Below are 22,373 nucleotides of genomic sequence, written 5' to 3'. Positions count from 1 at the left end.
CGTACGCGGGCGGGGCCGACCCGGCCGCTTCGCACCTGCCGATGACGTGCGCGGGCCGCACTCCGGCCACGGCGTTCCCACGGGGCCGCCCCGCTCCGCGATGTTCTCGGGAGGGCGACCGGATGCCATCGGGACCGGTCGCCGCCCCACCGGTGCCCCGCCTGCCGGGGCACCGGACCGGAGGGTCGCCGGGATCAGACCAGCGGAACCGGGTAGGTCGGGTACTCCACGCCGGACACGTGCTGGACGACGCGAATGACCTGGCAGGAGTAGCCGAACTCGTTGTCGTACCACAGGTAGAGGATGGCGTTGTCACCCTCGACCTTGGTGGCGCCGGCATCGACGATCGAGGCATGCCGCGAGCCGATGAAGTCGCTCGACACCGCGTCCGGGGCGGTGGTGAAGTCGATCTGGCGCTTGAGCGGCGAGGTCAGGGACACATTGCGGAGGTAGTCGAGGACCTCCTCGCGGTCGGCCTCGCGGCCGAGCCGCAGGCTGAGAATCGCGATCGAGACGTCCGGCACGGGGACACGGATCGAGCTGCCGGTGATCGGCGCCTTGAGCTCGGGCAGCGCCTTGGCGACGGCGGAGGCGGCACCCGTCTCCGTGATGACCATGTTGAGCGGCGCCGAACGGCCGCGCCGGTCGGCCTTGTGGTAGTTGTCCAGCAGGTTCTGGTCGTTGGTGAACGAGTGGACGGTCTCCACGTGCCCGCGCAGCACGCCGTACTCGTCCGCCATCGCCTTCAGCGGCGGGACGATTGCGTTGGTGGTGCAGGAGGCGCAGGACAGGATCTGCTCATCCGGCTTGATCGTCTCGTGGTTGACGCCGTGCACGATGTTGGGAACATCGCCCTTGCCCGGAGCCGTCAGGACGACCTTGTCGATACCGGGGCGCAGGTGCTTCGACAGGCCTTCGCGGTCGCGCCACTTGCCGGTGTTGTCAATGAGGATGGCGTCCTTGATGCCGTACGCCGTGTAGTCGACCTCCGACGGATCGTTGGCGTAGATCACCTTGATCTCGTTGCCATTGGCGACGATCGTGCTGCTCGCCTCGTCGACGGTGATCGTGCCCTGGAACTGGCCGTGGATCGAGTCGCGGCGCAGCAGCGAGGCGCGCTTGACGAGATCCTCGACGGCCCGGCCACCTCCCCCGCGGACGACGATGGCGCGCAGCCGCAGACCATTGCCGGAGCCGGCCTTCTCGATGAGCAGTCGGGCGACGAGGCGGCCGATGCGGCCGAAGCCGTAAAGGACGACATCGCGCCCCTCGCGGCTCTCGATCTTGTTGGCACCCATGGCGCCGGCGACGGCCTCGGCGGTGAACTCCTCGACCGTGAGGCCACGGACGTCGGTCTTGTACGTCGCGGCGAGCATGCCGATGTCGATCTGGGAAGGACCGAGATCGAGCGTGGTGAGCGCCTGCAGGAACGGCAGCGTCTCGGTGACCGAGAGTTCCTCGCCGTCGATCTGGCGGGCGAATCGGTGGATCTTGAGAATGCTGACCACCGACTTGTTCACCAAGGAGCGGCTGTGCAGCAGGACCGTCACGTCCCGCTCGCGGTGCAGCTTCCCGATGACGGGGATCATCGACTCCGCGATCTCCTCGCGGTTCTTCCAGTTGGTGAACGAGTCGTCATTGACAGTCACAGGTTTATCTTTCGAGCTAGGCGGCGCTCATATGCTAACCCCCCGCACTTTTGATCATTCAAGTGGTGTCACTTGAGCGGGATGCCGCGATCGACCCTCATGAACACGCCAGAGCCAAGAATGGTCCGATTTGCAACGTAAAGACCGTTTCGGTTTGCGCAGATCTGCCAAGATTTACCCGCTGCGCGACCCTCGGCCGACCGCCCAGGAAGCAGGCCGATTCCGGCCATGCCCGCGCCAAACCCCCGTCGACCGGGGCTCCACCGGCCGCCCGGCAACGCCGTGACCACTCCGGCACCCACGGCCACCAGCCCGGTGGCGGGTACGGAAAAGGCCGCCCTCCCATGGATGAGAGAACGGCCTCCGACGTGCGAAATGCACAGTCGGGACGACAGGATTTGAACCTGCGACCCCTTGACCCCCAGGAGTGAGGGTCAAGGGCATTTTCTGGATATAACAGACTTAATCCGGGCACAAGTTGTGCATGGAAGCATGCATCGTGCACCACCGCGCGTACCGTGTGGTCCCCAACTGGTCCCCAGGATCACCGTCCTGGCGGTGAGGATCGCTCTGGCATCTCTGGTCACTGCAGGGTGGAGAGGGCAGATTGACCGGCGGGCTGTCAGTGCCCGCGCATAGCCTGCCGACATGTCCTCGACTCGCGATGAGCTTCGCCATGTCATGCTCGGTTCCCTCTTTACACCTGAGGTTCCCCTGGGGTCGACCCGGGACATCCTCATCACCTGCCACGTCTCGGCGACAGACAGGGGCAAGCTCCACGGAAGCCCCGAGTGCCGCACGCTGCGGTCAGCCGCCTCCGTGAACCAGATCGACGTCCCCTTCGGCGAAGCCGTGGCGCGGATCTGCCCGAGTTGTCGGTGGCCTCTGCCCACAAACAGCTTCATCCTGCCGCTCGGCGCCGCTGTGAGCGAGGTGGATTCACTCGCCATCTGGCTCGACCGGGAGTCCAAGGACGAGGAGGACCTCGAGGCCGAGCGTGACGCCGCCATCGCCCTCGCCGCCGGCGAGTACCTGCCCCGCGCCGCCGAATCCGGCGACGCCGAGGAGGAAGACGACGACGCGGCCGGGCGCGACGAAGAATGGGAGCGATACGACCGCGCCCGCAACTTCCGCTCCCGACGTCACGAGCACTGGCGTCGGCTGCACTCCTACCTGACACGGAGCAACGAGGCCGTGTCCGAGTACCCCTTCCTCGCCACCTGGGCCGATGGTCTGCAGAGTCGCCTCGCCACGGTCCTCGACGAGGAGCGTCGGGCCTTCGCGGCCCTCGTGCAGCCGATCCGCCTGCTGGAGGCGGCTGCCGTACGTGTCCTGCCCGAGCCGGCCCTGGACCGGTCACATCACCGCAGCCCTCGACCGGCTCACCCAACTGCCCGACTCTGGCTGACCAGCGGATTCCCCGTCCCTACGACAGCACCTCAACACCCGGAGCAGTGGAACCCGGCGCCACCCCGAGGCGACACTCGGGCCCTCGGCCTGCACAGCCTCAGCCCACGGCACGAAAACGGTCCACCGAATCTGTCGGCGGACCGTCACGAAACTTCGAGGCTAACCACATAGGACACGGTCTTAATTCTCCTGTGGTCGTGGACGGCTCGTGGTTGCTGCTTCATGCTCCGTTTGTCGCTCAAGGCGCATCGGCGTTCCTGGGGCCGCCGCGGCGGTACTTGTTGATGCGGCTCCATGGCAGCACTTCTGTCCGTACAGAATCAGGAATGTGGGCACATGAATTGTGATCTCATGGTTGGGGCCGATGTCGGCCTGGTGAACACGGTGGCCAAGGAAGTCCACCGGCAGCTCTACCCGCAGCACTTCACCGGTTCGCAGGTCATCGAAGATGTGGGTGCCACGGTTTCCTGGGACGTAAAAAAGGCCCCTGTTTTCGACCTGAGTCCGGCGGAGGCCTCCGAGGTCGACTTACGTGCACGCTTCGCGTCGGGGCCGGCCGACGGCGGGATGACCGAGGACGAGGTGACCGAACACGTCGCCGCGCTGCGCAACTCACTGAGTGAGAGCACGTTCCAGGTGCGGCTGAACCAAGTCCGCGTCACGGTCGACACCGGGGACGGCAAGCCCGTGGGGGAAGACGTAGCGGTGACTGTCCAGGTGCAGGCCACGGCCTCGGACACCGGCCTGTTCAGCCTCAATCCCTTCCGTGCTGCCGCTGATGCGCCGGGGAAGGTCGATAGGACCTTCCTGGACCGGGTGGTGCTCCCCAACGTCCTGGACCGGGTCAGGACGGTGCTGTCGGGTATCGCCCTGCCCGCACCGCAGATCCCGGGCCTGCCTCTGTCGGTACCTATCCCCGTCATCCGGTCGCAGCAGGCTGCGGCGGCCCTGAACCTGCCCGAGCACGGTATGCCCAAGCCCCCTTTCCCCGACAGCTGGCCTTCAGGCCCCTTCTTCGCCCTCCTCGGGCACGACACGGTCGAACGCGTCACGAAGATGGCCACCGCGTACTTGGAGGGGAAGACCTTTCCCGCCCGTGGCCAGAAGGACGTCGGGGTCGGCAGTGCGTACTACAAGGCGGCGATCTCCATCCACCACGTCCAGTGCGAGGTGGTGTGGGACAACGGGCAGCCCGCTGTTCTCGTGCATGCCTCTGTGTCCGGCAGCGGCAGTGCCGGCATCAACTGGTGGTGGGGCGGGTCCACCGATGCCTTCTTCGACCTTCACCTGGAGCCCGACCCGACCGTCACTCTCGCTCTGGCGATGCAGGGGACAACGCTCAAGGCTACTGCTGTGGACATGACCTCCTTCGGGCTGAAGCTCGTCCCCACACGCAACGACATCGTCAGCCTGATCTTCTCGTGGGTCGTCGACGCTCTGTCGTCGACGTTCGGAGACCTTGTCCGAGACGCGCTGCGCGGAGTTGAGTTCGAGGTGGGCACGTTCCCGGCGATTCCCGTCGACGTCGCCCCTGTCCGCCTCGACGTCATGCCGACGGACCTGGTCCTTGCGCGCTTCGGTGACGCACTCGCGATCGAGGGCAACCTGGCCGTCACTCAACGGTAGCCAGCCACGTAGAACGGTGCCGGGCCCGGCGCTTCAGGCTGCGGGCCCAGCACCGGCGGAATTCACAGTTCCCCGCATTTCGGCCATTCCTGGCGCAGTGCGCTCAACACCTGGCTTCACTCTGTGTGCACAGGGACACTGCGAAAACCCCAGCACGGGATGTTCACTTCCTCTTCCCTCTAGTTTCGAGGATGTCTGAAAATCGAATTCTTTCTACCTCTTGCACCCCTTTGGATGGGTTGCTGTGACCGACGCTTCCTATGACTTTGCCATCGGCTTACACGCCGACTCGCTCAACTCGGGTCTGGCGAAGCTGCACGACCGACACCGTGCGGTGTTCCGGGGAACCGAGTCCGGGACCTTCGACGGCATCGGGTGCACCTTCGGCTGGGACTTCCTGAAGCCGCCCGAACTCACCTTGAAGAAGCCCGACGCCGGCCTGTGGAGCACGATGCTCAAGGCGCAGGGCATCACGGAGCTGCCCGACTCGGGAGTCCTGCAGCTCCATGCGCCGCAACTGCAGGTGAACGGCACCCTTGCGGGTGACGCCCTGCCGCAGGGTGTCAGTGACGTCAAGGTTGCAGTCCAGGCCAGGGTCGAAGACGGCGCCGTCGTTGTCGTCCCGCTCGGCGTGTGGCTGTCCGAGATCCCGGACGCGTACACCAGGGCCCTGGTCGACCATGTGATCGTGCCGAACGTCCTCGACCAGGCGAAGAGCCTGCTGAGCGGGCTGAGGCTGCCCGTCCAGGACTTCTTCGGGCAGCAGATCGCCCTTACCCCTGTGCTTCTGGACGTCACCGGGACCCATCTGGTCCTCGCGGCGACCGCCGGCACTGGCCAGGCCCCGGCCGCCGGCCCTTCCGGCGGTTCTGCCACCGCCTGGCCGACGGGCAAGCAGGTGTTCGTCCTCCTCGGCCGGGATCTCCTGGCCCGCCTGCTGCAGGGCGCCCTCGACCAGTGGCGCGGCAAGCAGCTGGCCAAGGACGACAGGACACTGACCGGCGTCGCCTCGGTCTGGTGGAAGGCTGCGTTCGGGAAGGCCGACAACGTGAAGGCCTACACGAACGACCCGACCAGGATCACGGCGGACTTCGACATCCCGTGGTCCGTGGGAGTGGACCTGTTCCCTGTCGCCCCGGCCAAGGGATGCGCACTGTTCAAAGCCACCCAGGTGTTGTAGGCGCCGCACTCATCGCCCCGCGCCCGCCCTTGAGTCCAGGAGGCACGTCCCGTGGAACCGCTGATCGACTTCGAGGTCGTCCCCGACCCGCCCGAACCCCACGTCACCTTCAAGGCCACCGGCCTGACGGACACGGCCTTGTCCGTGACGCTGGAGAAGATCGTCCTGAACACGCTCTCGCTGCATCCCAGGTCCGATGCCGCCAAACTGGCTCTGCCGGCCGCCTACATGCTCGCCCTCGCGGCCCCGAAGGTCATCAAGGACGCCCTGGAAGGCCAGAGCACCGACATTCCGCTCAGCAAGCCGCTGGGCGCCGGCTTCACCGTCCAGGGCCAGACCGTGTCCATGAACCTGGCCTCTCCCGAACTGGGGTCCCACGAGGGGATGCTCATGATCAGCGGCACGCTCACCGTGCCCTGAACCCTTCCCGTACCGCCGGCCTGCGCCGCCACGACCCGATGCCCGAACGATCCTGGAGGAGACCCCCTTTGAGCACGCCCCAGCCCCCGAGCCCCGGCGCCGACCGGCCCGACGGCGAGGCCGAGACGCTCCACCTCGCCGACACCCCCGGCTACCCTCTCGCCCGCAGCGTTCAGATGCCCGACACCCTCGACTACCCCACGGGTTCACTGAGCTTCCGTCTCGGCGCGCTCCAGTTACGCCCTGAAGGACGGCTGGAGCCCCTCGCCGAGGAGACCTGCGGCGGCACCCGCCGCGTCACCCACCGCATCCCCGCCCTCGTCCTCACCGGCCGATACGCCCTCGACACCCAGCCCGATGCGGTCCCGCAGATTGACACCGCCGGAAACCTCCGCCCGCTCGCGGACGAGGCCCGACAGCCCACCCTCCCCGCCGGAGCTCGCCCGGACGGACCCCACCCGGACGAGGGCACCGTCCGCGAATGGACCGACCGCGCCCGCACCCACCGCGCCAAGCTGATGAGGACCGAAAACGGCCGCAAGCTCCTCACCGAGTACGGCACTCACAACGAGACCTACTACGACATCTTCAACGGCGACTCCGAAATGTCCAAGAACCTCCGTGATGAGTGGGCTAAAGGGGGAGTTACCCGGCGCATGTCCCAGCACACCTACGACGTCACGGATCCGGAAGCCCCCGCCGACGGCCAACACCCGGTCAACGACTGGCACGACCCGGAAGGCCCGAACGTCACGTACAACACGCATGCCTGGATCCAGCGGACCACGCTGGCCACCACACTCGTCACCGAGGCCGTCCGCATAAAGCACAAGGATCACGGCAAGTCCGATCGCTTCAAAGCTGCGGCCAAGGCCATCGAGAGCTTCTCGAAGGCGGTCCAGCAGACCGGCAACGATGGCTCACAGGTCAACTCGATGACCCAGGACCACGTTTACGCGGCCGTCGAGCAGCACTCGGGGAACGTGCCGGCCGTCTCCGACGAGGAGATGGCCCGCTACGACGGACTTGCCGCATTCCGCGAGGAGGCCGCGCAAGCGCTCCAGGAAGAACAAGAAGGGCAGGAGGAGCAGGCGGACTGGATCGAACTGTCCGACCAGGACCGCGCCGTCATCCACTCAATCGGCGCTGCCGCCTACCACGAGGAAGCACAACAGGAACCGCAGGCGACCGACACCCTGTATACGGGCGCGTGCACGGCACGGTGGGAAGACATCCGCATCACCACCCGTCTCACACCGGACGGCACCGCAACAGACGTGACGGTCGAACTGCCGGACCTCGCCCTGACACTCGACGACGAAGACTGGCGGGGCACCGCCGCGCAGGTGGCACGCGAACGACTCGCCGCCATGCGCTTCGTACGCCACCTGCTGCAGGACTCAGTCGCCGAGACCGTCCGCTACGCCACCCTCACCGGTATCACCGGATACCTCCACCCGCAGGACGGGCGGTCCTGACCGGTGCTCACTCTCGGCACGGCCGCCCCGGCCAAAGACATCCTCGGCGCCTTGTGGACGGACCTGCTCGCCGACGACGCGCCGCGCTTCGAGGCGTTCCTGGAGCAGGCCCTGGCCCCGCAGCAGGACTACCTCACCGACGCTGAGCGCACGCTCTACCGGCACGGCAAACGAGTACGCCCAACCGTCCTGCTGCTGGCCGCCCGCATGGTGCACGGTTCCTCGCCGCTCCCGGACAAGGTGCTCCAAGGCGCCGTATCCCTGGAAATGCTGCACGTGGCCACGCTGATCCATGACGACATCGTGGACGGCGCCGCACTGCGCCGCGGCCTGCCCTCAATCAACGCCGCCCGCGGCACCGAAGCCGCGGTGCTCGTCGGCGACCTGCAGTTCGTCCAAGCCATCCGCGGTTTCGTGGGAGCCATCGACCGCGACAGCGACATGGCCCTGGTCGAACTCGTCCTCGACACCGCCTTCCAAATCGGCTGCGGAGAACTCGACGAACTACGCACGGACCTCTCCGCCGACCCGGTGCACCTGGCCCAGACGTACTGGCAGACCGCCGACCGCAAGACCGCCGCCCTGTTCGGCCTGGCAGCCGAGGCCGGAGTGACACTGGCCGGCGGGCGCACCAGCGACGCCCGCCGCGCCGGGTTCTACGGCCGCCGGCTCGGACGGGCTCTGCAGGTCATGGACGACCTGTTCGACCTCGCTCAGGACGAGTCCCTCTCCGGCAAGCCGCGCGGCATGGACCTGCTGCGACGCCGCGCCTCCCTGCCCCTGGTCTACGCCATGCAGGAAGGAGGACCACACCACGCGGTCAGCCGCATCATGCGCGGCGAGCCCGCCGACGCCGACACCCTGGAACGCACACTCGCCGAAGTCCGCAGCAGCAGCGGATTCTCCCGCGCCTACGCCGACGCACGCTCCCAGGCACTGGAAGCCGTCGAACTGCTTCGCCCGTTCCCCGCCGGCCGCTACCGCTACGCCCTCGAGGACTTGGCCCTGCACATCGTGGACCGCGCAGCCTGAGAGCGCGAGGGCGTCCCGACCGACGACGCACACCCCGGAAGGAGAGGTCCGTGGCCACCAAGCTGCTCGACTTCATCTACGCCACCATGTACAAGCGCATCAACAACCCGGACAGCCCCTACTGGCTCCCCTCCGTCCTGAAGGAGGTCCGTGCCCCCGACGGCCGCTCACTGCATCTCCTGAAGATCCCCATGTGGGACATCGGGCAGCTCACGGGCGCCGAGGGCGCGGCGATCGGCGACAACATCAGCACCCAGTGGTGGACCCAGGTCGTGGCCGCTTTTGAGGATGCGAGAGATCGAGGCGTACGCGATCTGCCCAGTACCGGGGCCTTCACCCATCAGCGTGACGCCGAGCATCCCTGCCCCGTGCTTTCCCTGTCCGACCTCACCGTCGACGGGCTGCCGAACGCCTCGGTCGGAGAGCTCCACAACCTCACCCCGACCAACACCGGCTACCGAGGCACAATCCGGGTCACCACCGCCGCGTACGACACGCACGGATGGCGCCAGCAGATCACCATCAAAGGCAAGTACAGCCTGGTGCAGCACGTCGTGGCGATCGACAGGCCCGGAACCGGGAACGGCGCCCGCGAAGACCTGAAACCGCCGACGAAGACCGAAATCAACGGGCTGCAGGGGGTCGAGTGGCCACGCCAGCGCATCGAAGGCCACGGGCATTTCGCCCTGACAGTCAAGGATCTCGCCTTCGACGTCGTGCTGCGCGCCGAGGTCGCCGGTACCGGTGCAGACCGCGCCCTGCAACTCGCCGTCGAGTCGATCACACTCGCCTCCCAGCCCGGTTTCCACCTCAGCGAGGACTCCCTGACCATCGAGGACAGCAAGCTCGACCCGGACCTCCTTGACGTATGGAAGCAATCGGCGGCCGGCGCCTTCAACCACCGCGATGCGCGAAAGGCTCTCACCGAAAAGCTGGTCGGCACACTCGCCGAAGCCGCCTTCCGCGACGAGCTGTCGGCCACGGCCACCACCCAACTGGCCAAGGCCCTCGACGGTGTGCTCGGCGCCGTCCCACACGGCGGCCTGCCGCACGACGACAGCCGGTTCCCGGCACGCTACGGCCCCCTGGAGGTCTACCTCTTCGACCGGTTGCGAGCCTCCGTGAACGACCCCGACTCCGGCTTCTACCCCCCGACCGTCGTCCTTGGGGCAACCAATCCCGCACTCGAACCGTACGACATCGGGCACATCGACCTCGGCACCCACAAGCTTGGCGTCGCGCCCGTCACCCTCACCTTCAAGGACATCCGGATCAAGGGCATCTCCAACGTCCTCGTCCCCACCGGGGACACCGCCCTCACGGACGAGGGCCTCGCCGCGACCTTGAGGTTCGGCCGGCTGCCCGGCGACACGAAAACACCCCCGCCCCCGCTCACCATCACCGCTACCGGCGTCCTTTCCTTCCCGGACAGCACCGATGTCATCGAGGGCGACATCACCGCCACCGCCAACCAGCCCTCGGCGACGGTCGACCTGTCCTTCACCGGTCACGACGCCGACGATCTCAACGTTGGGCTGAACTCGCTCAACCTCACCCTCGCCACGAACGACCTGCACGTCACGCTCCACCTCAAAGAGCCCAGCTTCTGGGACAAGGCCGCCCAGAAGATCCTGAACCAGGACGAGACCAAGCAGAAGATCGTCGAGGGCGTGCAGACGGCAGCCGACGCGCACCGTGCCGATATCGCCCAGCAGATCACCGAAAACGCCCGCGCGGTCATCCACGCCAAGCTCAAAAGCTGACCGCACGACGATCGAAGAGACCCCTGAAGGCGACCACCCGGCACACCCAGGGCAAGACCCCAACCGACCACGGTGACGGCCCCGCCCCAAGACCGATCGGACCCCGGGCCGGAGAACCCACTTCCCACCGCGGACCGCACACCGCCAGAACCACGACAACGCTCGTCGCGCACACCAACCGCACCACGACCGAACCCGACCTCCCACACACCCCTACCAGGAAGAGAGTTCTTCATGAGCACCACCACAACCCGGCCCCCAGCACCACATTCCCCGCGCCCCCGACTGCGCCTCGTCACAGTCGCTGTCGCCGCGCTGGCGTCCCTCGCGGCAGCCACCCCGGCCCCGGCACGCAGCTACACCCCACCAGATCTTGAACCAGCACATCGAGCCTGCCTCCACCGGAACTCACGGGACCTGTTCACGAACAGGAAGGATTGGGTGTATCCCGCAGGTGTGCCCACCGTCCCTTCGGTGTCCAATCGGCAGTGGGCAAAACCGACCACCTACAGGGACGCCTGGAACCCCCTACCAGACGGATTGGGAAGGCTGTTCGGTCTCCGGTGCGGCCGCCAGGATCTTTCTTCGGACACCAGGGGAAGCGGTCTTGTCCACATCGCCTACCGCCATGCACCCGCCAACACAACTACCAGCGTGACCGAACTCCTGAACTGCATTCAGCACATCCTTGGCTCGGCCACTCCCCCTCCGTTATCCGCCCCCACAAATTCCAACTGGGTCTACACCGCGTCGAACACCCCGGGCACGCAGAAATGGAAGCTGGTCGTGGACCCACACCCAGATCGTCAGACCGTGGTCACCGTCTACCAGCTCGACAACACCAACCCAACAAGGGAGCCGCTGGCGAATTGCCTGTGACGCCTGGTTCCACGGGGCGCTCATGACACGCCGCACCCCGTGGGCACCCGGGCTCCGGCCCCGTCCGGTGCTGTCAGGCAGGCGGCCCGCTCCCGCCGTACCGGGCCTGCCGCGCCGGTGTGCGACTGCGGGCCCGCAAGGGCCCACTCACGAGCCTCTGCTCTCTCGGGCTCAGACCACCGTTCTCTTCCTCTCCCTCCCATCAGGAAGCCATGCCCATGGACACCATCGAGTTACGCAGTCTTGTCACCAGCTGTATCAGCAACGGCACCCTGACCATGGCGGCGAGCACCCTGAGGACAGGCGCCGCCGCTCGTCTGATCAATGACTGGTTCTCAGGGCCGCTCGTCGTCGAGAACGTCACCTGCACGGACACGGACACCGGCATCCAGGTGAAGGGAACCTTGAACTGGACACGGATCTCGTGCGAGCGCCAGGCCACGGCCACTTTCGCCGCGGGCCCGGGCGGCGATCCCTCGCTGTTGCTGCGCTTCCCGCTCCCCGATCAGTGGACTTTCGCCGCTTCCTTCCCGGCCACGGCCGGTACCCCGATGAACGGCCTGCGGTTCCCAGCCGGCCCCGAACTGCTGCTGACCTCCCAGTCGCTCTCCGCCCAGGGAGGGCACCCTGTACTGGCCAGGGGGCTGAACTTCCACGCGCCCGCGGCCGAACTGCACACCGACTGCCGGGGGTGGAACGCTCTGCTGACCGCTGCCTCCGACGGCCGGATCGCTTTGAGCGGCACGATCGCCCCCTTCTCGGGGGCGACACTGCCCGACATCCAACTCGCCTCCGGTCCTCTCACGTCACCGTCCCAGGACCTGGATCTCCGGTTCTCCCTCCAGGCTGGAGCGCAGTACGACGACGGCGAGGTGACGTTCTACGGGGTGGACCTGTGCGCCTCTCTCGGTCTGCCGGGCAACCTGTCACTGAAGCTGATCACCGCCCTTGCACCTGGGCCACTGACCCTGATCGCCCAACTGAGCTCCACCAACCACTCGGTCAGGTCCGAGGACCTGAAGACCTGGGCGCACCTGGGCGCCGCGTTCGAAAGGGGCGCCGGCAGCGGGCTCGACCTCGGCGCCACGGTGCAGTTGCGGGATCTGACCTTGTCTATCGATCCCCTTCAGTTGTCGAAGCAGTTCACGCACGCCGTGACTCAGATCACGGTAGGTGTCGCTGCTCAACCTGAGCTGACTTGGATCATCAACGGCGCGCCGGGGCTGAGGCTCGCCGGTCTGCAGGCGAATTTCGTTCTTGACAACCCTCTGCGGAAGACGCGCAAGGCCACCGTCTACGCCGGCGCTGACGTTCAGATCGCCGGCCATACGAACGTCATGGCCACCGGTGTCATCCCCCCGGGCACCCTGAGGCTGGCCCTGGATCCGTCCACTCCGGTCGAGCTCACCGAGGCCTTCAAGCAGTTCGTGCCTGGGCAGGTCCTGGTGGGCCTGCCCCGGATCGACCTGACCGGGCTCGACGGGCAGATCACCCCCACCAAGGGTGCCTTCGAGGTCACCGCGCGTGCCGCAGTTGCTGCCCCCTTCGATCTGGGCGCCGCGACTATCACCCTCAAAGACGCCAAGGTCTCCTTATGGCGCCGCCCCGGTGCGGCCGGCGGGGAGCCCACGACCGGTGGCGAGTTCACTGCCACGGCCCGGCTCGCCCCCCGCTCCGATCTCGCCGCGTGCACCGACTTCACCGCCGACTGGACCATCCCCGGGCGGCTCACTCTCAAGGGAACCTTACCTGAACTCCCCCTCACCACCCTCCTCAAGCACCTGGACACCGAGGCCGGTCTCCTGCCCGACAGCCTTCCCGAGGTCACCCTGATCCCAAGCACGGTCACTGTCGCCCTCGCCAAGGAAAACGAGCAGAGCTACGACCTCCTCCTCGACTCCGGGGTCCGCTTCAAAAACACCACCCTGCGACTGGTCGGGAAAGCCGGCAAGGACGGAGCGACTACCGCTTTCACGGCCGTTCTATGGGCGGAGGGATGGGGAGTCTCCCCTGCTGCCATCGCCGGCTGGAAGGGGCCCCTCGGCATCTTCGACGCCGTCACCTTCACTGGTGTTGGACTTGCCGTCAGCACCGCCGAACAGCAGTTGACCAGCCTCTCGGACGTGTCCCTTCCGGCTACCCTGCCCGATCAGGTCAGCAAGGGTCTGACCTTCTTCGCCGAGATGACCTTCACCAAAGACGGTTTTCTGAACTTCCTCAACAAGCTCTTCCCCGGCGCAACCGGTGTCAAGGTCGCCGGCGTGCTGGCCACCGACGCCAGTCAGTCGCACTTCGACGTCACCATCGCCGAAGGCTCCAGGAAGCCCGGCGAGTCTGGCTTCGGCGGCGTGCATCTGGTCATTTACCCGGCCGTTCCGTCGATCGCGCTGGTCACCACCTTTGTCCTGCATGCCCCCTTCATCTCGGACGACCCGCTGCAGTTCATTGTCAGCGGCTCCGTCTCACGCACCGAGGCCGTCTGGAGCATGAGCCTGAACCTCGTCCTCCGGGGCGCCGACAGCGAGGGCGGGCGCCCTGGCCTTCTTATGCCCTGCCAGCTGGGCTTCGCCCTCGACGCCCCCGGCCCGGCCGTCATCACCGCCACCCCCACAGCACCTGTCGTCCGCCCCCTACCGGTCACCGCGGACGCCGATGCCAAGAAGCACGCACTGAGGGACGTCTTCGGGATCAAGGGCTTCACCATCCACGACTTTTTCCTCAACGTCAGTTTCCGGGACAACGGTTTCGGCCTCGGCGGGGGCGGCTGCATCGAGATCGGCGGCGTCACCCTCGAACTCGCCGTCCACGGAACCGTCGAACCGCCCGACATCGATGCCTTCGTGTTCAGCCTCGACGCCACCCACACTGGGCACGGTGTCTCCCTCCACGACCTCCTCGGCCTCGTCTTCGACGACATCCCCGGCGCCCTTGACTTCCTCAAGGACATCGCCATCAAAAAACTTGCCCTCTACGCCGTCGCCATCCCGGGCGGCTGGACCAACCTCGGCACCCAAAAGGAGTGGTCGCAAGGCATCACCACCGACGGCGACATCGACTTCTTCGGCAACACATGGCGTTTCCAAGCCAGTGTCGGCAAGGAAGGCATCGCCGCCAAGAGCGACATCGCCCAACCCCTCAGGTTCGCGGACATCCTCACCGTCTCGGACGCCTCCGGGAAGAAAGGCCCCCAATTCGAAGTCAATCTCCGGAAGACGGGAAACAGCTTCCCCGAGAAGATCCTTCACCTCTCCGGAAGCATCAGCTTCCTCGATGTCGTAAAAACCAAGGCCGAGATCGATGTCAACCACAACGGATTCTCGTTCGCGGTCACCATCGACATCACCATCGCCAAGGCCTCCTTCGACTGCGTCCTCCACATCAAGCACCAGAAACTCACCGCCAAGGCCAATGCCGAACTCGACTTCCGCGTCGGCGCACCCGATGGATGGGACGTAGCCTTCCTCGACGTCCGAGCTGCGGGCGACATCGAGGTGACGGCCAGCCTCCAGGGAGCATCCGTCTCCGTTCACCTGACAGGGCATCTCACCGCCCCCGGAGTGGAACAGGACGTCACCATCGGGCCGCTGAACTTCACGGCCCAAGGCTTCAACGAAATCGGCACACACCTTCAGGATTCCGTCGACATCGCGAAAAACATCTGGAAGCAACTGGAGAACCTCGGCACGGAAGCCGGAAAATGCGCCGTGGACAAGGCCAGCCGCCTCATGTGACCGCCCTTTCGCAATCAAAGCAAGAAACCGGCCTCGAATCGCGGTCGCAACTCTCCTCCCGGGAAGCCGAAGACCGCAACCCAGCGAGCCGCCGACTTGGTGCGCAGCTTTCGCCTCGCGCATACCGAGGTGGTGACTGGCGCTGGCCGGTACCCGCTGGATCTGGTCGAGGCAAATGGCCGGTCCCGAGCGGCTTCGCCGAGTGGGGAGAAGCTCGCGGACCGCCTCTTCAGATGGAGGCGGGTGCCGCGGGTGCCCTGAGGTGGTGTTGCTCCAGGCGGGCGATCTGGTCGCGGTAGGGCGGCAAACCGGCACAGGCCCGGCGTCTGTCGAGGTCGTCGGGGTCCTCGACAGGGTGGAGCCCGATCCGTCCGTCGAGGAGCCAGTACTGCGTTGCGTACCGCTGCGGGCGGCCGCTCCACACGAGGCACCGTGCTTCCAAGTGAGCACTGTGCATCGTGAAGTTGCAGGTCACGGGTCTGGTGTGCGCGGGGTTCGGGATGCTCGTGCTGGTCGTGGGCGGATGGCTTCGGCGAAGATCGTCGGTCACCGGGAGACTTCGCGGTTCGTCAGGACCAGCAGAGCCCTCACCAGCGCGGTCGCCCACTTCGGATCCGTGCGGACCTTGCCGAGGACGCGCCAGTTCTTCAGGTGGGCGAAGCCGTGCTCGACCGGCGCCCGTACTGCGGCAAGGGCCTTGTTCGACAGCTTCTGCCCTCGCGTGAGCGGCCGGTTCCGGGCGGCCTTGTAGCCGGTGATCACCGCCGGGTCGGCATCGGGACCGCTGTCATCGAGCCCGACGAATCCCAGGTCGGCGATCGCTCCGAGCCGGGCCGCCCGCAACTTCTGCGTGAGCTTGTCGTGACGGCAGGCGGTGATCTCCGAGGTCCGCCCCGGCCGGGCCGCCGAGACCCAGAGCAGTCGGCCCTTGTCGTCGGTGAGCGCGATCACGAGCAGACCATGGTGCTTGTGCTTGCCCGAGTAGTTCTTCCGGTTTTCCGTCCCGGTGCGCCGCCGGGTGCGGATCAGCGAGCCATCCAGCAGGACCACCCCGCCACCCGTTCGGGCGATTCTCTTCAGGGCGCGGTCCAGGCGCGGGGCGCGGGCGGCCAGCAGGCCGACGACTTCCCTGACCCACCGTGTCACGGTGGTGCGGTGTATCCCGTTGCCGCCGGCCAGGTCGCCCGGCCGCTGGTCACAGCGCAGCACCGCCAGCACGATCCCCGCGATCCTTCCCGCGGGCAGCGCCCGCCACCGCGAGCCGATCTTCTTGCAGTGGCCGCGTATCAGGGTGGCGAGATAGTTCAAAGTGGCGCTCGACAGCGGCAGGCGGGCAGTGTAGACAAGGTCGTCAGGGCCCTCGGCGGACCCGTTGTTTTTCTTCACACCGAACTCAACTGCCGCCGGGGTTCCGCTGGTTACGGCCTGCCGGGTTCCTCTTCCGGCACGGTCACCGACGTGCGGTGAACCGCCCGTCGGGACGTTTGTGCAGCCAGCCGCGATCAGCGAGCTTGGTCATCTTCGCCCGCAGCGGCTCCAGCTTCCCACGCACCGCAACGTCAAGGCCCAGCTCCTCACCCACCGCCCTGACCTGGACCGGGCCGTCGGCGGCCTGCACGATCGCCAGGATCATGCGGTAGTCGTCCGGCAGGGCGGTCTCGTCGGGATTCTCGCCGCGGTGTGGGATCAGCAGGACAGCCCGCCCCGCCACCCGGCCGGGAAACGGGGCGGCGGCACCGGCCGCGGCCCGGTCCTGCTCGGCCAGCCGGTTCAGGACCCGCTCGGCAATCACCAGCTCCTCCCGCTCGGCCTGGACCTCGGCAAGCTGTTTGGCCAGTTCCTCGGTGAGCACGTCCAGTTCACCCCGTCGAGCCGTGATCCGCTCCAGCTCCTGCATCCCCACGCCCTCCCGGCGTACCGGCCCGGTGACGGATCGTAAGGGCGGCACGGCGGCCGACGCAGCAGAACACGACAACGCCTCCAGCCGACAGGTCAGACGATCTTCATCGTGGACACCGGCCTACAATGGTCGGCCCCCGCGAAAGGAGGGCTGGGTCGTCGGACGTCGTCGGTCGCGTGTTCCCGGCTTGTCGTCTCGGGGATCGCAGCTCCGCCGGGGGTGGACGTCACGGGTGTGTCACCGTCCGTGTGAGCAGGGGGACGTGGTCGGGGATGGGGGTGGACGATCGGGGGATGACAGCCAAGATGCGGGCGTGGGTGGGTGGTGTGGTGGCGGGTGCGGCGCTGGTGGGGTTGGCGGTGTATCTCGCGGCGGTGGGGTTGGACGCGGCGGACAAGTCGGCGAGCGTGGCGGGCCTGTTCGTGGCGATCGCGGGGTTGGTGGTGGCGGTGACCGGGCCACGACGCGAACACCCCCGCAGGGCGGACAGTCGGTCGCGAACAGTGCGGTGAACGGCGGTGCCGCGCAGGTATCCGACATCGGCGGCAACGTGCGCATCACCCACCGCGGCCGCCCCGCGACGTCCCTGCCTCCGGTGGCGCCGGTACCGCCTCCGTCAGGCGGCGCACCAACGGGGGGCGACGGGCAACGGGTACGCGACAGCACGATCGTGGGTCCGGTCGACCAGGTGCGGGACACCACCGGGGACGTCGACATCGAGGAGGGTCCGTGACCGGCGCCGGCCGCAAGTCCCGTTGGTGGCCCCGCCGGGGCACCCCGACCGGTTGCGGGGAGGGTTCGGCACGGGAAGACGCCGCGGCGACGCCGACCCACGGGGCGCCGACACCGGCCCGTCGCCGGTCGACCGGCGGAAGACGGGCAGCAAACACCACCTGATCTGCGACGGACGCGGCACCCCGCTCAAGGTCATCACGACCGCGGCCAACGTCAACGACGTCACCCAGACCCTGGCCCTGGTCGACGGCATCCCACCCATCGCAGGCCGCCCCGGCCGACCCCGCCGACGGCCAGAGGCCCTACTCGGCGACAAAGGCTACGACTCCAACGCCCACCGCGACGAGCTCCGTCGCCGACGAATCCTGCCCGTCATCTCCCGCAAGGGATCACCGAACATCAAAGGCATCGGCAAGCTGCGATACGTCGTCGAGCAGACGTTCGCCCTGCTCCACCACTTCAAACGCCTCGCCGTCCGCTGGGAACGCCGCACCGAACTCCACGACGCCTTCGTCTCCCTCGCCTGCAGCCTCATCTGCTACCGACGACTCAAGAAGACCCGACCATGATCGTGTTACGAGCTCTGAAGGGCTGGCGACTGCACCGAAATCTCCGCTGCAGCACCAACCGCATCACGGACATCGTGAAGGCCGTCCTTGTCCTTCACCACGTCTCAAGCTGAGGTTGGAAAACGCTCAGTAACCATGCCCGTTGCTGGTAAGCCCGGCTATCAGAACTTGCGTGATGCTGGCCCGGGCGAAGTGTGTCTACTGGGGAAGCGGCCATGGCGGGTCGGGCTCCGGCACAAGGGCCAACGCCCTGACGGCCGCTACCCATCGCAGGTGCTCGACACATTGTGTCCCGCATGATCCAAGCCATTCTGGCGGCGAGCAGAGGAAGAACCTCCGCCGCAGCACCACATGGTGATAGCCGCCGTTGGCAAGCGGGAAACGAACCCCCTCAACCAGCTGCAGGAAGTCGTCGACACCGAAGGGTGATTATCAGCCAAATCCCCCCCCCATCCGGATTACATGCATGGCACACGAGTATCGTTTGCCCGAACCCTGACTACGACTGGACTGCTACGAGGAAGTGCTCACTTATGCACGGACACTCCCACGTGCATAGCAATACGCTTAATTCATACCCAACTACAGCAGGGAAACCATGCCCCACGTAAGCAAAAGGAACACAGCGCTCCTGCCCACAGCTTTGTCAGCCGCCACGTTAATCATGACTTGCACCACACCCGCACAGGCGGCGGCGCCGCAGTCCGCATGCGAACTTATGTATAGCGGCAACATCGAGACTTACGCAATGACATGCAGCGAACCGGGCGAACCGATGTTCGGGGGATTTGCCACTTGGCGCAACATTCCGGTCAAGTTCGACCAGGTCGATACCCAAAACAAGACGGTCACCTTTTCCAATTACCTGCGACTCACTCCGAACACGGAAGCGTCGCCGTTCGAGAATAACATCGAAGTGGGGCTCTATGCAGAAAAGACAGGCAAGACAACCCAAACCTATGGTCCCAGATGGACCGAGCTCGGCAACAGCGGTGGGAAGACCAAGGCGATCACAGCTGGTGTAAACCCCTCCGTCCCTGACGGCCGCAACCACACATACATGCTCATGCGTAAGTCGTCGGGAGATCAGTGGGATGTCCTGTACGACTTCAACACCGTTGGAAGCACGACGGATCAGCTTAAGGTGATACCAGGTTCCACAAATCGCATCGATACCGGCATGGAGCTCCTGGGGCACCAGTACACAGACGTACCAGAAATCGCAAACCGAATGCAATTTATGGACGGCAATAACACTTGGCGCCAGGTCGCGACAAAAAATACCGCAACGATTGTCACCTTGCCTGCCTGCAGCACAACAAATAAGCCCCCCAACTGCCTAAACACCAAGCTAGCCGACGCCACTTCCTTCTCCCAATGGACTGTCAGTAAGCCACGCACCGCCATCACTTCCACACTTCAAAACAGAAAAATACTGGGGATGCTTCCCACATTGGGTGACACCCATAACGGCGTCGATCAATCAAAGTTGCAAGCGTGCATGGAAAATGAACCAGATCGCTGTCTTGATGACGTTCCCGGCCTCGCCGAATGCGTACGCACTCACCGGGTCTGCAACACCTCTGGGCTCACCTCTGAGCCGGCTATCGCGCTTAAGGGAGCTGCTGAGGCGGGATCGGAATCGATACGGCAGCGTGCCGCTTCCGCCTTCAACGTAGCCACCGCCGACATAGAGATCACCGCAGCAGTTGAGGGCTCCTCCGGGGAAGGGGAAAAGGTTTGGGACGTACAGTCGACACACAGTACACCCGGCCTAAGGGACACTGGAAAGCTCTTCAAAGGATTCCATGCCACCTATTCGGCAAAAAGCGGAGAATTCCTGGAAGCCTGCTGGGGCGATATGTGCAAGGAATAAAAGAACCAACAACCCTTGCATCAGCACTTACCCGCACATCAATCTATAAGGAGAACCCCTTGTACTTCCGCAGCTTATCGGCCCGCTGGGTAATCCACCTGGCCGGAGCATTCACCATGACGTTGCTGACCGCAACTGCGGCGTCCGCCCTGCCCGCACAGTCAGGAAGCCCACGGCAACCGCAGTTCGAATTCGTGGATATATCCGATGCTCCCAGAGCAGGTCTACGAGAGGTCGACAGTCCAGCTCCCCTCGAACAGCACCTCAAGAAGGGTCAAACATCTACTCCTGGCACGCTGCCTAGCGTGCCAGCCGAGGACCCAGATCTTCGCACAGAGTGCGCACAACACGAGTCCGAAGCGAAGTCGCAGACCGGTTGGGTAAAGTCCAGGTTCGAAAGTTGCCATAAGCGCCACTATGATCTGGTATTGCGCGACAAGCAAAATAAGGAGCAACGCGGACGACTCATCTTCGACTCCTGGGTGCTTGGTTTCACTCTCGACGGAACCCGGCAAGTCGATTTCGTCGCGAGCGTAGAGGATATCCAGGTCGCAACGTCTGGCGGGGAAGACGCTAAGCAATGGAAAGTAGGCCAGCATTTCAGTAATGCTATAGATGCCAGCGCCAGTGATCCTGACCCAAAGGTAGACGTTCCCTCGACGACGAAGCGCGATGAGCTGCTCGGAGTATGGGACTCAACCCCCACCTGGACGTTGACCTACACATCACCCGACAAGGGCGCCCTGTACTCACAAGGAAATGCCCAAAAAGTCATGTCCACCTACGACATGACTATCACGGTGAACTCCCCCACCGTTGACCCCTACGTAGAAGTGGGCAGCTACCAGGCGAGCGTACGCTTCGACTACGCTGGCCCTGTAGCAGGGAAGTACAAGGGAGCCGTTTTCACCAAGGCTCGGGTAGAGCTGGTAATGAGCCAGACAGATCCCACGGTCAACGAAAGCGCCCTCCATATATACGATGCCCTGAAGAGGCCCGAGCGCACCTTCCCTTCCTCTGCAAGTAAATCGATACCGGGTGAAACGGAGCCATTGCATCGGCGGGTCGACACCAAAAAGAGTGAGGAGCAGCGGGCGAACTCCATCAAAGAGTGCAAAAAGGTATGGGGGGACTATTCCGGAACTCCCCTTCAGTGTGACGAGTACCCATTCGCGAGCACCTACGAGGGTTCACTCGCGGGAGACGGACGGTTCTCGGTTCGCCTGATCGAGGGTGGAGACAACGAGGCTGGAGGCCGTATGCTCAACACCATGTACACACTGAATCGAATAATCGACGGAGATGCCTTCTACGTGAAGATCGTTACCTAGACAGCCAGTAAAGGACGCCCAGTGCAACCCATCGCCGAATACACCACAAGTGCCCGCCCCGACCGAAGCGTAGTAGAGATCTACGACGCCGATGCATACTTGGCGGACGAGGCTGCAATGAAGGCGTCCCGGCAACAGGTGGTAGCCGGAAACGGCTACCACCTGTATTTCCACAGCCTTCAGTCCGACATCCACGTAAAAGTAAATATTCGCATCTGGTCTATGCCACAGAAGGTTCCTGCTCAAGCGGAAGGTTTCACACCCATTCACCTTGAGTCCGAGACGGGAACCCTCGTCATCGGTCAGCTCACTCTCGGCCCAGCCGGAGAAATGGAACTGCCCCGGGCAGGTGTGTATGAAGGGACTGCATGGTGGAGAGGCAGGGATGCCGCCTTGGCTTATCATGACGACCTCCTTCGCCAAATCGATGATAACTGGGAAATTGATCAAATCACCCGAGCCTGGAGAGAGTGCCCCTTCACAGAGGAATACGTACTGGATTTGTCATTCTCTCGCCCATGCGCACCAGATGAGGACTAACCACTCCTCGATGCACGACTCGGGGAGTTGAACGATTCCGCTGCTTGTGTATCCACTTACCTGTTGCGTATCGAGTAACCCTTCGGCTGGCATGGCTCCACGAATCTATGGAATGCCGGCCATCGGTTGCTGACGTCAGTGGCATACTCGGCGCTGAACCCAGGGCCCCGGGGAGAGTCCTGTTCGCCCGACTTGATCACGTGTCGGCGTGGCCCGATCCGGCTCGGGATCAGAGTTCAGCTGGCGGCAGGCCG

At 65.2% G+C, this 22,373-nt stretch carries 19 protein-coding genes and 1 pseudogene; 16 read left to right on the top strand and 4 right to left on the bottom strand.

The window, feature by feature from the left end:
- Nucleotides 1–194: 194 nt before the first annotated feature.
- A complete protein-coding gene (locus tag ACF08M_RS05875) occupies nt 195–1,649 on the bottom strand; it encodes a glyceraldehyde-3-phosphate dehydrogenase (RefSeq protein WP_392184010.1) in 1,455 nt (484 codons plus the stop codon).
- Nucleotides 1,650–2,297: 648 nt separating this feature from the next.
- Here ACF08M_RS05875 and ACF08M_RS05870 point away from each other — a divergent pair.
- From ACF08M_RS05870 to ACF08M_RS05830, 9 genes are all read left to right on the top strand, one after another.
- Nucleotides 2,298–3,230, top strand: a complete 933-nt coding sequence (locus ACF08M_RS05870) for a hypothetical protein (RefSeq protein ID WP_392184009.1) — start codon at nt 2,298–2,300, stop codon at nt 3,228–3,230.
- Between the two features lie 165 nt (nt 3,231–3,395).
- Complete coding sequence (locus tag ACF08M_RS05865) at nt 3,396–4,685, top strand: hypothetical protein (protein ID WP_392184008.1); 1,290 nt, start codon at nt 3,396–3,398, stop codon at nt 4,683–4,685.
- 244 nt (nt 4,686–4,929) lie between these two features.
- Nucleotides 4,930–5,865 (top strand): hypothetical protein, encoded by a 936-nt coding sequence (locus ACF08M_RS05860; RefSeq protein ID WP_392184007.1) that lies wholly within the window; start codon nt 4,930–4,932, stop codon nt 5,863–5,865.
- A 51-nt stretch (nt 5,866–5,916) separates the two neighbouring features.
- Nucleotides 5,917–6,285, top strand: coding sequence for a hypothetical protein (locus tag ACF08M_RS05855; RefSeq protein ID WP_392184006.1), 369 nt, complete (start codon nt 5,917–5,919; stop codon nt 6,283–6,285).
- Between the two features lie 68 nt (nt 6,286–6,353).
- The gene (locus tag ACF08M_RS05850; protein ID WP_392184005.1) at nt 6,354–7,763 is read left to right on the top strand and encodes a hypothetical protein; all 1,410 of its coding nucleotides are present in this window, start codon (nt 6,354–6,356) and stop codon (nt 7,761–7,763) included.
- A 3-nt stretch (nt 7,764–7,766) separates the two neighbouring features.
- Nucleotides 7,767–8,795, top strand: coding sequence for a polyprenyl synthetase family protein (locus tag ACF08M_RS05845; protein ID WP_392184004.1), 1,029 nt, complete (start codon nt 7,767–7,769; stop codon nt 8,793–8,795).
- A gap of 50 nt (nt 8,796–8,845) precedes the next feature.
- On the top strand, nt 8,846–10,558 hold the full coding sequence (locus tag ACF08M_RS05840; RefSeq protein ID WP_392184003.1) for a hypothetical protein: 1,713 nt from the start codon (nt 8,846–8,848) through the stop codon (nt 10,556–10,558).
- A 654-nt stretch (nt 10,559–11,212) separates the two neighbouring features.
- Nucleotides 11,213–11,437: a hypothetical protein gene (locus tag ACF08M_RS05835; RefSeq protein ID WP_392184002.1), complete on the top strand. Its 225-nt coding sequence runs from the start codon at nt 11,213–11,215 to the stop codon at nt 11,435–11,437.
- 218 nt (nt 11,438–11,655) lie between these two features.
- Nucleotides 11,656–15,168: a hypothetical protein gene (locus ACF08M_RS05830; protein WP_392184001.1), complete on the top strand. Its 3,513-nt coding sequence runs from the start codon at nt 11,656–11,658 to the stop codon at nt 15,166–15,168.
- Nucleotides 15,169–15,397: 229 nt separating this feature from the next.
- On the opposite strand, the gene ACF08M_RS05825 is transcribed toward ACF08M_RS05830, so the two are convergent.
- The 3 genes from ACF08M_RS05825 to ACF08M_RS05815 all read right to left on the bottom strand — a co-directional run bounded on the left by ACF08M_RS05825 (nt 15,398) and on the right by ACF08M_RS05815 (nt 17,065).
- The gene (locus ACF08M_RS05825; protein ID WP_392184000.1) at nt 15,398–15,610 is read right to left on the bottom strand and encodes a DUF6624 domain-containing protein; all 213 of its coding nucleotides are present in this window, start codon (nt 15,608–15,610) and stop codon (nt 15,398–15,400) included.
- A gap of 104 nt (nt 15,611–15,714) precedes the next feature.
- The gene (locus tag ACF08M_RS05820) at nt 15,715–16,554 is read right to left on the bottom strand and encodes a transposase family protein (protein WP_392183999.1); all 840 of its coding nucleotides are present in this window, start codon (nt 16,552–16,554) and stop codon (nt 15,715–15,717) included.
- A gap of 64 nt (nt 16,555–16,618) precedes the next feature.
- Nucleotides 16,619–17,065 (bottom strand): hypothetical protein, encoded by a 447-nt coding sequence (locus ACF08M_RS05815; protein WP_392184464.1) that lies wholly within the window; start codon nt 17,063–17,065, stop codon nt 16,619–16,621.
- 296 nt (nt 17,066–17,361) lie between these two features.
- Between ACF08M_RS05815 and ACF08M_RS05810 the strand changes: the two genes are divergently transcribed.
- The 7 genes and pseudogenes from ACF08M_RS05810 to ACF08M_RS05780 all read left to right on the top strand — a co-directional run bounded on the left by ACF08M_RS05810 (nt 17,362) and on the right by ACF08M_RS05780 (nt 22,119).
- Nucleotides 17,362–17,580, top strand: a complete 219-nt coding sequence (locus ACF08M_RS05810; RefSeq protein ID WP_392183998.1) for a hypothetical protein — start codon at nt 17,362–17,364, stop codon at nt 17,578–17,580.
- On the top strand, nt 17,577–17,801 hold the full coding sequence (locus ACF08M_RS05805; RefSeq protein ID WP_392183997.1) for a hypothetical protein: 225 nt from the start codon (nt 17,577–17,579) through the stop codon (nt 17,799–17,801). Before ACF08M_RS05810 ends, ACF08M_RS05805 begins: the two co-directional genes overlap by 4 nt.
- A 25-nt stretch (nt 17,802–17,826) precedes the next feature.
- Nucleotides 17,827–18,372: an IS5 family transposase gene (locus ACF08M_RS05800; RefSeq protein ID WP_392183996.1), complete on the top strand. Its 546-nt coding sequence runs from the start codon at nt 17,827–17,829 to the stop codon at nt 18,370–18,372.
- Between the two features lie 14 nt (nt 18,373–18,386).
- A pseudogene (locus ACF08M_RS05795) lies at nt 18,387–18,485 on the top strand (IS5/IS1182 family transposase); the annotation flags it as partial.
- A 551-nt stretch (nt 18,486–19,036) separates the two neighbouring features.
- Nucleotides 19,037–20,248, top strand: a complete 1,212-nt coding sequence (locus ACF08M_RS05790; protein ID WP_392183995.1) for a hypothetical protein — start codon at nt 19,037–19,039, stop codon at nt 20,246–20,248.
- Nucleotides 20,249–20,676: 428 nt separating this feature from the next.
- Nucleotides 20,677–21,579, top strand: a complete 903-nt coding sequence (locus ACF08M_RS05785) for a NucA/NucB deoxyribonuclease domain-containing protein (protein WP_392183994.1) — start codon at nt 20,677–20,679, stop codon at nt 21,577–21,579.
- A gap of 21 nt (nt 21,580–21,600) precedes the next feature.
- The gene (locus tag ACF08M_RS05780) at nt 21,601–22,119 is read left to right on the top strand and encodes a hypothetical protein (protein ID WP_392183993.1); all 519 of its coding nucleotides are present in this window, start codon (nt 21,601–21,603) and stop codon (nt 22,117–22,119) included.
- The last annotated feature ends 254 nt before the right edge of the window (nt 22,120–22,373 follow it).

The organism is Streptomyces sp. NPDC015032 (genome assembly GCF_043080425.1).
Lineage (GTDB): Bacteria > Actinomycetota > Actinomycetes > Streptomycetales > Streptomycetaceae > Streptomyces.
Note: the sequence above shows the minus strand (reverse complement) of the source record. Positions and strands in the feature narration are given on the sequence as shown.